13 protein-coding genes are annotated in these 13,401 nt (G+C 67.5%); 7 read left to right on the top strand and 6 right to left on the bottom strand.

The window, feature by feature from the left end; genetic code table 11:
* Positions 1 to 686: acyltransferase family protein (locus ACXAID_RS15855; protein ID WP_475023168.1), on the bottom strand; the 686-nt coding region annotated here is incomplete at its 3' end.
* Between the two features lie 261 nt (positions 687 to 947).
* On the bottom strand, positions 948 to 2,396 hold the full coding sequence (locus ACXAID_RS15850; RefSeq protein WP_475023163.1) for an NAD-dependent succinate-semialdehyde dehydrogenase: 1,449 nt from the start codon (positions 2,394 to 2,396) through the stop codon (positions 948 to 950).
* Positions 2,397 to 2,446: 50 nt separating this feature from the next.
* Here ACXAID_RS15850 and pgi point away from each other — a divergent pair, with 50 nt between their 5' ends.
* The 3 genes from pgi (at position 2,447) to ACXAID_RS15835 (ending at position 6,306) form a co-directional block, all read left to right on the top strand.
* A complete protein-coding gene (gene pgi / locus ACXAID_RS15845) occupies positions 2,447 to 4,111 on the top strand; it encodes a glucose-6-phosphate isomerase (protein ID WP_475023162.1) in 1,665 nt (554 codons plus the stop codon).
* A gap of 68 nt (positions 4,112 to 4,179) precedes the next feature.
* Entirely contained in the window at positions 4,180 to 5,706 is a 1,527-nt protein-coding gene (locus ACXAID_RS15840; protein WP_475023161.1) for an APC family permease, read from the top strand.
* A 180-nt stretch (positions 5,707 to 5,886) separates the two neighbouring features.
* Entirely contained in the window at positions 5,887 to 6,306 is a 420-nt protein-coding gene (locus ACXAID_RS15835; RefSeq protein ID WP_475023167.1) for an integrase core domain-containing protein, read from the top strand.
* 82 nt (positions 6,307 to 6,388) lie between these two features.
* On the opposite strand, the gene ACXAID_RS15830 is transcribed toward ACXAID_RS15835, so the two are convergent.
* The 4 genes from ACXAID_RS15830 to ACXAID_RS15815 form a co-directional block, all read right to left on the bottom strand.
* Complete coding sequence (locus tag ACXAID_RS15830; RefSeq protein WP_475023160.1) at positions 6,389 to 6,913, bottom strand: hypothetical protein; 525 nt, start codon at positions 6,911 to 6,913, stop codon at positions 6,389 to 6,391.
* Positions 6,906 to 7,199 (bottom strand): helix-turn-helix transcriptional regulator, encoded by a 294-nt coding sequence (locus ACXAID_RS15825; RefSeq protein ID WP_475023159.1) that lies wholly within the window; start codon positions 7,197 to 7,199, stop codon positions 6,906 to 6,908. The genes ACXAID_RS15830 and ACXAID_RS15825 overlap by 8 nt, the downstream gene beginning before the upstream one ends.
* 52 nt (positions 7,200 to 7,251) lie before the next feature.
* Entirely contained in the window at positions 7,252 to 8,610 is a 1,359-nt protein-coding gene (locus ACXAID_RS15820) for a cytochrome P450 (RefSeq protein WP_475023158.1), read from the bottom strand.
* Positions 8,611 to 8,707: 97 nt separating this feature from the next.
* Positions 8,708 to 9,460 (bottom strand): SDR family oxidoreductase, encoded by a 753-nt coding sequence (locus tag ACXAID_RS15815; protein ID WP_475023157.1) that lies wholly within the window; start codon positions 9,458 to 9,460, stop codon positions 8,708 to 8,710.
* Positions 9,461 to 9,643: 183 nt separating this feature from the next.
* Between ACXAID_RS15815 and ACXAID_RS15810 the strand changes: the two genes are divergently transcribed.
* Genes ACXAID_RS15810 through ACXAID_RS15795 form a run of 4 tightly spaced genes read left to right on the top strand, consistent with a single transcriptional unit; the run spans position 9,644 to position 13,393 of the window.
* Entirely contained in the window at positions 9,644 to 10,270 is a 627-nt protein-coding gene (locus tag ACXAID_RS15810; RefSeq protein WP_475023156.1) for a flavin reductase family protein, read from the top strand.
* Positions 10,263 to 11,102, top strand: a complete 840-nt coding sequence (locus tag ACXAID_RS15805) for a carbon-nitrogen hydrolase family protein (protein ID WP_475023155.1) — start codon at positions 10,263 to 10,265, stop codon at positions 11,100 to 11,102. The genes ACXAID_RS15810 and ACXAID_RS15805 overlap by 8 nt, the downstream gene beginning before the upstream one ends.
* On the top strand, positions 11,081 to 12,322 hold the full coding sequence (locus ACXAID_RS15800; protein WP_475023154.1) for an FAD-dependent monooxygenase: 1,242 nt from the start codon (positions 11,081 to 11,083) through the stop codon (positions 12,320 to 12,322). The genes ACXAID_RS15805 and ACXAID_RS15800 overlap by 22 nt, the downstream gene beginning before the upstream one ends.
* Positions 12,323 to 12,361: 39 nt before the next feature.
* Positions 12,362 to 13,393, top strand: coding sequence for an ABC transporter substrate-binding protein (locus ACXAID_RS15795; RefSeq protein WP_475023153.1), 1,032 nt, complete (start codon positions 12,362 to 12,364; stop codon positions 13,391 to 13,393).
* Positions 13,394 to 13,401 lie beyond the last annotated feature (8 nt).

Here is a 13,401-nt window from a genome sequence, read left to right as displayed (position 1 = left end):
CGCCAGTCCCGCACCAGCAGCGCCGCCGCGGCCGCGCCCACGAGCAACGCCTGCACCCGGGTGTCGGTGCCGAAGTACACGCGGTTGAGCGTGGCGTCGGAGGCCAGCATCGTCGTCGCGGCCGCCGACCCGGCCACCCCGGCGACCGCCAGCACGAACACCGTCGTGCGGATCGCCCGCGGGGTGAGCGGCACTGCGCGGCGGTATGCGGCGGCGGCCAGGACCGCGACCGCCGCGGCCACCACCAGCGGCCACAGCAGGTAGTACTGCTCCTCGACGGCCAGCGACCAGGTGTGCTGCAGCGGTGACGGGGGCGCACCCTGGCTGAAGTAATCGGTGCGCTCGGCGACGAAGAGCCAGTTCGACATCCAGAACAGCGCGGCGACGGCTTCGTCGCGCAGGTTCGCGGTGGCCTCGGGGCTGAACGCGTCACGCAACGCCACCACGGCGAGCACCATCACGATCAGCGCCGGCAGCAACCGGCGGGCCCGGCGAATCCAGAAGTCCTTCAAGCCGATCCGCGCGGTGCGCCCGACCTCGTCGAGCAGCAGCGAGGTGATCAGGAAACCGCTGAGCACGAAGAACACATCGACACCGAGGAACCCGCCCGACATCCCCGGGATGCCGCCGTGGTCGGCCAGCACCAGCGCGACGGCGATGGCCCGGATACCGTCGAGCGCCGCGATGCCGCGGCCCGGGCTGACATAGCGGCGCGGGCCGACCCGAACCGGCCCCGCGCTCCCGGCCGCACCGGATTCGACGACCCGGACGGCGGTACCGGTCTCGACGGCTCGGCCATCGGTGCCGGTCTCGACGGCTCGGCCATCGGTCACGTCGCGGGGCCCTCCTCGCTGGCTACGAGCAAGGAATCCTATGGGCTCGGGTGACCGCGATCCGGAAGGCGCGCGGCCGCCGGCCGGGGTTACTTGGCGCCCCGTGCGCGCCGACTATTTGGTGAGCGCGATGTACTTGGTTTCCAGGTACTCCTCGATGCCCTCGGTGCCGCCCTCGCGGCCGAAGCCGGACTCCTTGATGCCACCGAACGGCGCGGCTGCATCCGAGATGACCCCGCGGTTGACGCCGACCATGCCGGACTGCACACCCTCGGCGACCCGCAGTGCCCGGTCCAGCGACTGGGTGTAGACGTAGGCCGCCAGCCCGTACTCGGTGGCGTTGGCCGCCGCGATGCCTTCCTCCTCGGTGTCGAAGCCCGCGATCGGCGCGACGGGCCCGAACACCTCCTCCTTGAGGATGCGCGCGTCGGCGGGCACGTCGGTGAGCACGGTCGCCGGATAGAAGTTGCCGGGCCCGCCCGGAGCCACGCCCCCCACCGCGACGGTCGCTCCGCGGGACACCGCATCGGAGACCAGTTCGGTCACGGTGGCCACCTGCTTGGCGTTGATCAACGGACCCAGCGTGGATCCCTCGTCCAGGCCCTTGCCCAGAGTGAAGTCGCTCATCCGCTTGACGAACTTCTCGGTGAACTCCTCGCGGACCGCGTTGGCGACGTGGAAGCGGTTGGCCGCGGTGCACGCCTCGCCGCCGTTGCGCATCTTGGCCAGCACGGCGCCGTCGACCGCGGCGTCGACGTCGGCGTCGTCGAACACCACGAACGGCGCGTTGCCGCCGAGTTCCATCGACGTGCGCAGCAGCTTGTCCGCCGACTGCTTCACCAGCGCCTTGCCGACGCCGGTGGACCCGGTGAAGGTCAGCTTGCGCAGCCGGCCGTCGTCGATCAGCGCCTCGGTGACCCCGCCGGGGTTGCTGGTCGGCAGCACCGACAGCACGCCCTTGGGCAGGCCGGCTTCGTCCATCAGTTTGGCCAGCAGCAGCATCGTCAGCGGGGTCTCCTGGGCCGGCTTGACGATCATCGGGCAGCCCGCAGCGAACGCCGGTCCCATCTTGCGGGTGCCCATCGCCAGCGGGAAGTTCCACGGCGTGATGGCATAGCAGGGCCCCACCGGCTGTTTGGTGACCAGGATGCGGCCGTTGCCCGCCGGGCTCGGGGTGAACCTGCCGTCGATACGTACGGCCTCCTCGGCGAACCAGCGGAAGAACTCCGCGCCGTAGGTGACCTCACCCTTGCTCTCGGCGACGACCTTGCCCATCTCCAACGTCATCAGTGCGGCGATGTCGTCGGCGCGGGCGGTGATCGTCTCGAACACCGATCGCAGGATCTCGCCGCGCTTGCGCGGCGCCGTCCCGGCCCACTCGGCCTGCACCGCGTCGGCGGCGTCCAGCGCCGCGATCGCGTCCTCGGCGGTGGCGTCGGCGACGGTGGCCAGCACCTGATCGTCGGAGGGGTCGAGCACATTGAACGTCGACGACCCGGCGCGCTCTTCACCGCCGATCCACAGACCAGTTGGTACCGATGCCAGCAGGGCGGAAGTATCCATACCCCCATCATTTACCCCCTCGCCGCCCCGGCCGCACTAGGGTTCTCAACATGGCCTCCGACACCGATTCCGCCGCCATCACCGCCACCCCCGCCTGGCAGGCCTTGTCCCGGCACCATGACGAGATCGGCTCCACCACGCTGCGCGAGCTGTTCGACTCCGACCCCGCCCGGGGAACCGAGTTCGCGCTGACCGTCGGTGATCTCTACATCGACTACAGCAAGCACCGGATCACCGGCGAAACGCTGGCGTTGCTGCTCGACCTGGCGCGCACGGCTCAGTTGACGCAGCGGCGCGACGCGATGTTCTCCGGCGCGCACATCAACACCTCCGAGGACCGGGCCGTGCTGCACACCGCGCTGCGGCTGCCGCGCGGGGCCGAGCTGCGCGTCGACGGGCAGAACGTGGTCGCCGATGTGCACGAGGTGCTCGACCGGATGGGCGAGTTCACCGACCGACTGCGCAGCGGCGAGTGGCGCGGCGCCACCGGGGAACGGATCACCACGGTGGTCAACATTGGCATCGGCGGCTCCGACCTGGGCCCGGTCATGGTCTATCAGGCGTTGCGTCATTACGCCGACGCCGGGATCTCGGCGCGGTTCGTCTCCAACGTCGACCCCGCCGACCTGGTCGCCAAGCTGGACGGATTGGACCCGGCGACAACACTTTTCATCGTGGCCTCCAAGACGTTCTCCACGTTGGAGACGCTGACCAACGCCACCGCGGCACGCCGCTGGCTCACCGACGCGCTCGGCGATGCCGCGGTGTCCAAACACTTCGTCGCGGTCTCGACGAACGCCAGGCTGGTCGACGATTTCGGCATCAACACCGACAACATGTTCGGGTTCTGGGACTGGGTCGGCGGACGCTACTCGGTGGATTCGGCGATCGGGCTGTCGGTGATGGCCGCGATCGGCAAGGAGCGTTTCGCGGAGTTCCTGGCCGGCTTCCACCTGATCGACGAACACTTCCGGACGGCACCGCTGGAGTCCAACGCGCCGGTGCTGCTGGGCCTGATCGGTCTCTGGTACAACAACTTCTTCGGCGCTGAGACACGCGCGGTGCTGCCCTATTCGAACGACCTGGCCCGGTTCGCGGCCTATCTGCAGCAGCTGACGATGGAGTCCAACGGCAAGTCGGTGCGCGCCGACGGGACACCGGTGTCGTCAGCCACCGGCGAGATCTTCTGGGGTGAACCGGGCACCAACGGTCAGCACGCGTTCTACCAGTTGCTGCATCAGGGCACCCGGTTGATCCCCGCGGACTTCCTCGGTTTCAGCGAGCCCACCGACGACCTGGCGACCGCCGACGGCACCGGCAGCATGCACGACCTGTTGATGAGCAACTTCTTCGCCCAGACCCAGGTGTTGGCCTTCGGCAAGACGGCCGAGGAGATCGCTGCCGAAGGCACCGCGGCCGAGGTGGTTCCGCACAAGGTGATGCCCGGCAACCGGCCCAGCACCTCGATTCTGGCGACCAAGCTGACGCCGTCGGTGGTGGGTCAGTTGATCGCCCTCTACGAGCACCAGGTGTTCGTCGAAGGTGTCGTGTGGGGCATCGACTCGTTCGACCAGTGGGGTGTGGAGCTGGGCAAGACTCAGGCAAAGGCGCTGCTGCCGGTGCTCACCGGCGATTCGTCCCCGGCCGAACAGTCGGATTCCTCGACCGATGCCCTGGTGCGCCGGTACCGCACCGAACGGGGCCGCACCGCGTGATTTCGGCGTGGCTGTCGTCGGTGAGCGACGACCAGCGCGCCGAAATCGCCCGGCGACGGTGAGCAGCAATGTCCGACAGCCCGAAACTCCGCAGGGAATTGAACGTCTGGGAGGCCATCGGCCTCTCTCTGGCGCTCATGGCGCCGTCAATGGCTGTCAACATCAACCCGCAGGGAATGGTCGGCAGCGTCGGGCGGGCAATCCCGCTCGCGTTCATCCTGGCGACCATCAGCGTCATGATCGTGGCCTACACCTTCGTGCGCCTCACCGCGCGCTTCCGTCACGCAGGCAGCGTCTACGGATTCGTCGGCGCCACCCTGGGGCCGCGGGCCGGAGTGGCCGCCGGGTGGGGGCTGATCGGAACCTACCTGTTCTTCGGTGTCGTGACAGCGATGGCTTTCGGGAGGTTCAGCGCGAGCTTGATCGCTGCGCTTGCCGGACACCCAGCGGATGACAACCTCGCTTTCGGAATCGGCGTCGCAGGGCTGATTCCGATGTTGATGCTCACGCTGTGGCCGGCCCGCTGGGGCACCCGAATGCTCCTGGTCATCGAAATCACCACCGTCGCCCTGATCCTGCTCATCGGGGCCGTGGTGCTGGTGAAGCTCGCAGGACACAACGGACCCGGCGGGCTGGGCATCGACAAGTCCGTCTTCACCCTCGCTGGCACCAGCTCCCCCACGACATTGTTCCTCGGCGTCGTCTTCGGCTTCCTGTCCTTCGCAGGCTTCGAAGCCGCCAGCACACTCGGCGAAGAGACCCGCAACCCGCGCCGTGACATTCCGCGGGCCATCCTGGGCGTGACCATCTTCGGCGGCGTGTACTTCGTGTTCGTGACTGCCTTCACCGTCATGGGTTTCGGCACCGATGAGAACGGACTGACCGCTTTGGCGGATTCGAGTGCGCTCATAGGCGACCTCGGTTCGAGATACGTCACCCCGTGGGTAGGCGAGGTGGTCTCGGCAGGCGCCGCGATCTCGGCGCTCGGGTGCATGCTGGCCTGCTGCGTGGGCGCCTCTCGATTGATCTACGCGCTCGGCCGCGACGGTGTCAGTTTCAGTGCCTTCGGAACGGTTCACGCCAACCGTGGCACGCCGACCAACGCGACCCTCGCGGTCACCGGCGGGATGTTCGCCGTCCTGCTCGCGATGTTCGCGCTGTTGCGCGGCGGCACACTGACCAGCTGGCAGCAAGACACCGAGTACGCCGATGCGTCAACGACGTTGGCGATCTTCGCCATCAGCGGCACAGCCGGCACACTCATTCTCCTCGTGGTTTACGTGCTGGCCACGCTCGGCGTTCTGGTCATGGCAGCCCGCAGCGGCGGGATCAAGGCGCACGAGGCACTCATTCCCGTCGTCGGACTGGCGGTGCTGGGATACACGCTGTTCCACAACGTCTATCCCTTCCCGACCGGCGCGGGGTGGTGGGCCCCGATGATCACGGCGCTCTGGCTGGCCCTCGCCGTTGTCTGGGTGGCGATCCGCGCCGATGCCACGCGTAAGGCCGGACTGGTCCTCTTGCAGGATGAGGGACTGACCAGCGAGGCTGATCACCGGCACCCGCGTGAGCCGGAGGCCGCGGGTAACCCTTGACCTGGAGGGGCAAGCTGCCAGACGATCGGTGATGCTGGCTGGCATCAGCGAGTGCGGGATCCCGTCAATGTCATTGTCGGACAACGGACTCGTCTACACCAGCCGGAGCGCTCGTCGCGGCGGCGCTCGCGGCGGTGCACCGGGCTCTGTGGCTGGCGTGACCAGCGTCGTGGTTAATGGCTGGCTGCCCATGACCCCGCAACCACGATCGCTGAACTCAATACATTGCTGCAACGGTTCCGCACCTTCTACAACCATCACCGGCCCCACCGGGCTCTGCGTGGCGACACTCCCGCCGAAGCGATGGCCGCCGCGACCGATGCCCGCCCAGCCAGCCGACCGATACCGACCCCGGCGTTCGTCTCGCACCACACCGTGGGCCGCAATTCAGGCAACCTGTTCGCTCGGCCCTACAAGATCAACGTCGGGTTGCGCTGGGCCGGAGACGAATGCACCAGCATCCGAGACGGTGACCACATCACCATCTTCAGCGGAAACAGGCTGGTCCGCGAACTCACCGCAGACCCCACCCGCAACTACCAAGCCGGCGACAAAACCACCCGCACCTATCGCAACCGAGAACCCCATCCGGCACCATAAGTGTCAGCGATGTCTCGAGACACAAGTGTCAGCGATGTCCCGAGACACCACACTTCGGTGAGCGACGACCAGCGCGCCGAAATCACTCGTCGTCGGGCCGAGACCAGGCCAGGATCATCGCCGGGCTGCACCCACCGATCAGCAGGGTCGTGAGCGCCATCAGCCCGCCGGCGTAAGCCATGTCGGTGTCGGTTCCGCCGGTGACCACCGATCCGACGATCAGGTAGAAGATCGGGATCAGCATGAGGTTCTGCGTGATCGTCAGCCCGATCGACCGCGCGTTGTTCCGCTGCGCCAGCTCATATTCGTCCAGCGCGGCGTCCGGTGCGTCGCCCTGGCGCCCGGAGACGATCTGCAGCATCCGCCACATCGGGAAGAAGAGCAGACATGCGGGCAGCCACAGCAGCGGAGCCCACCCGACTCCGAAGGCACACATCAGACTGACGGCGAACATGAACGCGAAGGTGCCCGCCAGTCCGCGCACCAGCCAGCGACGGCGGCCGCGGCTCCGCCACTTCGGCAGCGAATGGGCATACGTCCGTTCGCGTTTCACGAACTGCCGGGTGCGGTAATTCTGGTAGCGGTCGAGCAGGCTGGCGTCAGGCACGAGATCTCCCTCCGTTCGGTCGTGCGTCGTTGCGGTACAGCTCGGCTGACAACGGGGTGAACGGCTCCCGGGAGAACACCGCTTCGACAGGCAGATCGAAGACATCGCAGATCCGGAATGCCAGGTCCAGGCTCGGGTAGTGATCCCCACGCTCGAGCGCACCGACGGTCTGCGGATTCACCGCGACCAGTTCGGCGAGCTGCGCCCGCGTCATGCCCCGTTCGGCGCGCAGCACGCCGATGCGGTTGTGAATGGGTGGAGTTTCGCCCCGCCGTACCGGACTCACCCAATCGATTGTTGGGAAAACCCAACGTCGTGTCAAGCGGCTCCGAGCGGAGTCAGTCGATGACGGCGGCTTCCCTGCGTTCGGTGATGGGTGCCGCCAGGCCCTGCTCGTCGCAGATGCGCTGCAGCCGGTCCAGCGTGGCGTCCAGCCCCTCGCCCAGCCGCGGTCCGGGGGTGAACCGCGCCGGCAGATGCTGCATGCCCTGGATCACGCCGATCGTCTCGTAGTGCACCGCGCCCTCGGGGTCACATTGGAAATCCGGCATCCGGTCGAGTACCGCGGTCAGCATCGACTTGAACACCGTGCGCGCCACGTTGGAGCCGACGCAGCGGTGCACCCCGAGACCGAAGCTGAAGTGGCGGTTGCGCTTTCGGTCCAGAATCAACTCGTTGGGGTTGTCGAAGAGTTGCGGGTCGCGGTTGGCCATCGCCCACGACAGCCACAGCCGTTCACCCTCCTTGAGCACGACCCCGTCGACCTCCAGATCCTTGGCGATGGTGCGGCCGTCGCCGGGCGCAGGGGTGAAGAAACGCAAGAATTCCTCGGTGGCCGAATCGAGCAGTTCGTCCCGGTTGTCGCGGAGCCGGCGGCGTTGGTCGGGATGCTGGGAGAGCCACTCCAGTGCGTGTGCCGTGAGCGCCGTGGTGGTGTCGAAACCGCCACCGATCAACAGCATCAGCATGCCCATGATCTCGACATCGGGTGCGGGCTCGCCGTCGATGCGCATCCGCACGAGCGCGTCGATGAGACCGGGCCGCGGTGTCGCCCGAATGTCCTCGACGTGGCGCATGATGCTCGTCGCCGACGCGATCGCCAGGTCGGCGACGCGGGGGAAATCCGGCGAATCGGTCGGGGTGTAGACCGACGCGTGGGCCGGTTCGCAGTAGATCTCCCACTCCCGCAACGGCACGCCCATCAGGGCCAGCGTGAGCACCGCGGGCACGATGTTGGCCAGGTCGTCGACGAAATCGATGTGGCCCTGCTCGATCTTCTCGTCCAGACATGCGCGCACGAGTTCGTCGACGACCGGAACCCAGCGCTCGACCGCCGCCGGCGACAGGTATCCGTTGAGCGGGGTGCGGTATTCCCGGTGCTCGGGGTCGTCCATCTCGAGCATGCCGCCGCGGAAGGCCACGCTGTAGTCGCCGCGCGGGATGTTGATACCGGCGTAGCCGTTGCGCTCGCCGGCGATGTCGTTGTCGTTGGACACATGTGGGCAGCGGGCGAGTTCGAAGACCTCTTTGGTGCCTGCGGCCACCCAGTGGCCGCCGTAGGTGTCGGTCCAGGCCAGCGGGCAGCGCCGGTGCATCTCGGCGGTGATGTCGTCGAAGCGTCCCCGGTAGGCAGGGGTGTGACGGTCGAAGTGCATGCTGCGCTCCGCGGGCCGTCGGTCGGGTTCGACGTCGGTCATCGCGACCCCCGGATTTGGCCGTGCTGATGGGTGATGCCGTCGAGAATAGGCAACACCGCGTCGCGAAATCAGCGGTTTCCGCGCGACCGGGAGCAGCTCAGGCGAAACGCTTGGTGAACCTCGGTGGCAGCAGCTTCATCACCTCGACCAGCGGCCACCACGGCCAGGCCGGGACGACCGCGCGGCCCTTCTCCTTCTCGATCGCCTCGACCATGGCCTTGACCCCGGTTTCGTTGTCGACCATGAGCATCGTGGAGTTGGACTTCGCCGTCATCTCCGATTCGATGTATCCGGGCTCCAGCACGGTGATCTTGATCGGGCCGCCGGCCGGATACTCGGCGCGCAGCGATTGCCCCAGCGATGTCACGCCCGCCTTGCTCGCCGAGTAGGCGGCCTTGAAGCCGGGCACGCCGACGTTGCCGAGCACCGACGAGACCAGCACCAGGTGCCCGCCGCCGGCGGCCTTGAACATCTCCAGCGCGGTCTCGATCTGCACGAGCGCGGCCACCAGGTTGGTTTCGATGGTGGCCTTGTTCGCCCACATCTTGCCGCCGCCGAGCGGGTAGCCCTTGCCGATCCCGGCGTTGACGATGACGCAGTCGATGCCGCCGAGTTCCTCGGACAGTTCGTTGAAGACCTTGGCGACCTGCTCGTGATCGTTGACGTCGAGTGCTGCGACCGCGACGGTGATGCCGGGGTAGCGCGCGGTGAGCTCGCTCTTGAGCTCCTCGAGGTTGTCGGTGCGGCGGGCGCAGAGCGCCAGGTCACGGCCTTTGGCCGCGAACTGGCGGGCCATCCCGGCGCCGAGCCCGGAGCTGGCGCCGGTGATCAGGATCTTCTGCCGAGTCATTTCGGCAGGATAACCGAGTTAGACAACTCGGCACCATCCGGCCCGAACGTCCGGCGCACCCCTGCCCGTGTTAAGTCTCCGTTACCCACCCCGCCTGCGGTTGACGCTTCCCACACCGTGCACAACCATGTTGTGCAACCGCTTGCGCAAAGCATTGCACAAGCGATATCGCGAGGAGGTACGTTGCCGGCCAGGCAGATCGACATCACGGCGCTGGACACCGCGTCGGCCTACAAGCTGCTCGTCAGCACCGTTCAACCGCGCCCGATCGCGTGGGTGTCGACCATCTCCGCTGATGGCGCGCTGAATCTGGCGCCGTTCAGCTTCTTCACCGTGGCGTCGCGCCGGCCACCGACCCTGCTCGTCTCGATCGGACCCCGCGACGGCGGCGGGGTGAAAGACACCCTGGCCAACGTGCACGCGACCGGCGAGTTCGTCGTGAACGTGGCGTCCTTCGACCATCGCAGCGCTGTGAGCACAACAGGACAAACGGTAGCCCCGGAGGTCGACGAGTTCGAACTGGCGGGCGTGAAGCCCGTCACCTCAGATGTGGTGGCACCGCCCCGCATCGCCGAGGCACGTCTGGCGATCGAGTGCTCACTGCGTGAGGAGCATCGAATCGGCACCGACACAGTGATTTACGGCACCGCGCTACGGGTGCATGCCGCCGACGGTGTCCTCGACGACGGACTTCGGGTGGACAATGACGTCCTCGACCCGCTCGGTCGCCTCGCCGGCCCTTGGTTCACCGGGCCGCTGACCGCCGTCCCCCAAGGTCAGGCTCCCGCTGCGACGGTGACCCGTGACTGAATCCCTCGGCATCGGGGTCGTTCAGCTGCGCGCCATACCGGGGCGCGCCGACCTCAACCTCGCCACAGCCAAGCGGCAGGTCGCCCAGCTGGCAGCCCAGGGCGCGGGCGTCGTGGTGCTGCCCGAGCTGTTCGCCACCGGCTACGACCTGGACATGGACCTCGCCAGTGCCAGCAGCCATGCTCCGGAGCACATCGACGAATTGACCCGGTGGGCCGACGAGCACGATGTGGTGTTCGCCACCGCATTGCTGACCCGTTCCGCCGCGGACGACTTCATCGATCTCGCCGTGGTCGTCGGCGCGGACGGGGTGCTGGCCTCGGCGTCCAAACGATTTCTGTGGGGCGGCGAGCGCCGCGCGTTCGGCAGACGCATCGAACCCGGCGCCCTGGCCAAGACCCGTTGGGGCACCGTCGGAGTCGCCATCTGCTACGAAGCGGGCTTCCCCGAGATCGTCCGCGACCTGGCATTGCGCGGCGCCGACATCATCGCCATCCCGGCGGCTTTCGGCCGCCGCCGGCTCTACGCATGGGAGCTGCTCACCCGCTCCCGCGCGCTGGAGAACGGATGCTTCGTCGCCGCGGCGGGCCTGACCGGCACGAACCCGGGCGGCAGCACCGACTTCGCGGGCCACAGCCGGATCATCGCTCCCAACGGTGACATCGTCGCCGGGCTTGCCCGCTCCGAGGGCACCGCGGTGGCCACGGTCGACCTGGCCGATATCGACCGTTCCCGCGCCGAGATCCCCTACCTGTCCGACCTCATCGCCGACCGCGTCGAGGGACCCGCTGAAGATGAAGGAGAAGAATCATGGCTGAGCTCGACGTCGTGATCTGCGGCGCCGGTATCGGTGGACTCGCCGCCGCTGCCGCGCTGCGCGCCCAGGGCATCGCGACCACCGTCATCGAGCAGGCGCCCGCACTCGGCGAGGTCGGAGCCGGGCTCCAGATCGGGCCGAACGCCACCCGCGTGCTGCACCATCTCGGGCTGCAGGCCGCGATGGACCAGATCTCGCTGGAGGTGCAGGAGACGGTCAACCGCCGCTGGCGCGACGGCTCGATCATCGCCAAGACGACACTGGGCGCCAGCGCCACCGCCCGCTACGGTGCGCCCTACCTGCAGGTGCACCGGGCCGATCTGCACGACGCGTTGCTGTCGGCGGCGGTAGGCGATGGTGTGGACGGTCCACCCGCACGCATCATGACCAACAGCACCGTCGTCGGTGTCGACGAATCCGACCCGCTGCGGCCGCGCGTTCAACTCGCCGACGGTGACTCGGTCGCCGCCGGTGTCGTCGTCGGCGCCGACGGCATCCGGTCGGTCGTCCGCGCCCACATCGGCGGGCCGACGGACGTCGCCGACAGCGGCGACATGGCCTTTCGGACGCTGCTCGACGGCGATGCCGTGCGCCGTGACCCGGCAACCCGATTCGTGGTCGACTGGCAGGCCGGAAACGTGTGGTTCGGGCCCGGCGGCCACCTGGTCGTCTACCCGGTGCGGCGCCAGCAGCTGATCAACGTGGTCGGCATCTTCCCGATCAGCGAGGATGTGTCGCGCGACTGGAACAGGCCGGCCACCCACGACGAGCTGATGACCGCCTATGCGGGCTGGGATGAACGCGTCATCGCCCTGTTGAGCAAAGCAGACGGCCCCATCGCACTGTGGGCGCTCAAACACCAGGAGCCGTTCGCCGAGTGGAACCGGGGCAACATCACGCTTCTCGGCGACGCGGCACACTCGATGGTTCCCTATGTGTCCCAGGGCGCTTCGCAGTCCATCGAGGATGCCGCGGTGCTCGCCGAGGAACTCGCCGGCATCGGCCCCGCCGATGCGGCACCAGCCCTGGACGCCTACGTGCGACGACGCGCGGAACGGGCCCGCACCGTCCAGATCGCGGCGATGGACAACCGCAGCGTGTTCCACCTACCCGACGGCGAACGTCAACGGGAACGCGATGCCCGGATGCGGGCCGTCGACAAGAACGTCGACACCAAACTCGACTGGATCTACCAGGGCACGCCACTGCGCGGCATGTCCCTGTCCAGCCGTTGACCCCCAAAACCATTCGCAGACAGTGAAAGGCATACCGACATGAAGTCCAGCATTCGCAGCGGCCGCGCGAAGGTCGCACTCCTGGCAGTCCCACTGCTTCTGGCAGGCACGGCGTGTTCGTCGGGCCCCTCGCAGGAGAGCACCTCCTCGTCCGACACCCCGGTCGTGAAGATGGACGGGGTCGTACCGGACCCGTTCGGCGTCGTCCCGGTCTTCGTCAAGGAGCAGGGCCTCGACCAGAAGTACGGATTCACACTCGAATACACCGAAGGTGATCCGGCCGGTGGCACCACCCCGTTTCTGCAGGGTCAGGTACAACTGGGCCCCGGCGACGCCGTCTCGGCCGCGATCGCCAACGCCGAAGGCCACGACACCGTCGCCTACTACCCGCTGATGTCGCAGACCGCGAGCGTCGTCGCCAGCGGCGCAAGCGGCATCACCAGCCCCGAAAAACTGCGCGGCAAGCGAGTCGGGCATTTCGGTAACGACTCGGGCACCACCCAGGCGCTCACCCTCACCCTCCAGGACGGTTGGGGCATCGACGTCCAGAAGGACCTCACCCTGGTGCAGTCCTCACCTGAGGCACTTCCCGCGCTACTGGCCCAGGGCGAGGTCGACGCGATCTTCGACTTCGAGCCGTTCGGCGACCGTGCGGTGCAGATGGCCGACGGCACCCGCATCCTCGAGGTCACCAAATACTGGCAGGACAAGGAGGGCTGGGCTCCCCCGCTGGCAATGCTGTGGTCGAACCGCAGCTGGCTGACCGAGAACCCGGAGCTGGCCAACAACGTCGTCGCCGCCTACAGCGAGGCGATGCAGACGATGGTCGACGACAACTACGAGACCTTCAAACAGGAGCCGTACAAGTCCTTCCTGGACCCGCAGTCCGACGCCGAACTCGACCGGTTGGTCACCTACTGCCAGAACCTGCCGTGCTACACCAACGAGTGGACCGAAGAGGACGCCACGGCGATGAACGACTGGATCAAGCTGATGGTCGACAACGGGATGCTGCCCAGCTATCCCGAGAACGCTCCTTCGGCCACGCTCGATTCCGTCCTTGCCGGCTGACAATCACC

Source organism: Mycobacterium sp. ABE4_509 (assembly GCF_056160785.1).
The sequence above is the reverse complement of the archived record's forward strand: the minus strand, read 5'-3'. Positions and strand labels throughout refer to the sequence as shown.

What these genes read in the sequence shown, in the direction of transcription:
- ACXAID_RS15850 (WP_475023163.1), bottom strand. Translation starts at nt 2,396, where the DNA reads ATGGATACTTCCGCCCTGCTGGCATCGGTACCAACTGGTCTGTGGATC.
- pgi (WP_475023162.1), top strand. Translation starts at nt 2,447, where the DNA reads ATGGCCTCCGACACCGATTCCGCCGCCATCACCGCCACCCCCGCCTGG.
- ACXAID_RS15840 (WP_475023161.1), top strand. Translation starts at nt 4,180, where the DNA reads ATGTCCGACAGCCCGAAACTCCGCAGGGAATTGAACGTCTGGGAGGCC.
- ACXAID_RS15820 (WP_475023158.1), bottom strand. Translation starts at nt 8,610, where the DNA reads ATGACCGACGTCGAACCCGACCGACGGCCCGCGGAGCGCAGCATGCAC.
- ACXAID_RS15815 (WP_475023157.1), bottom strand. Translation starts at nt 9,460, where the DNA reads ATGACTCGGCAGAAGATCCTGATCACCGGCGCCAGCTCCGGGCTCGGC.
- ACXAID_RS15800 (WP_475023154.1), top strand. Translation starts at nt 11,081, where the DNA reads ATGGCTGAGCTCGACGTCGTGATCTGCGGCGCCGGTATCGGTGGACTC.
- ACXAID_RS15795 (WP_475023153.1), top strand. Translation starts at nt 12,362, where the DNA reads ATGAAGTCCAGCATTCGCAGCGGCCGCGCGAAGGTCGCACTCCTGGCA.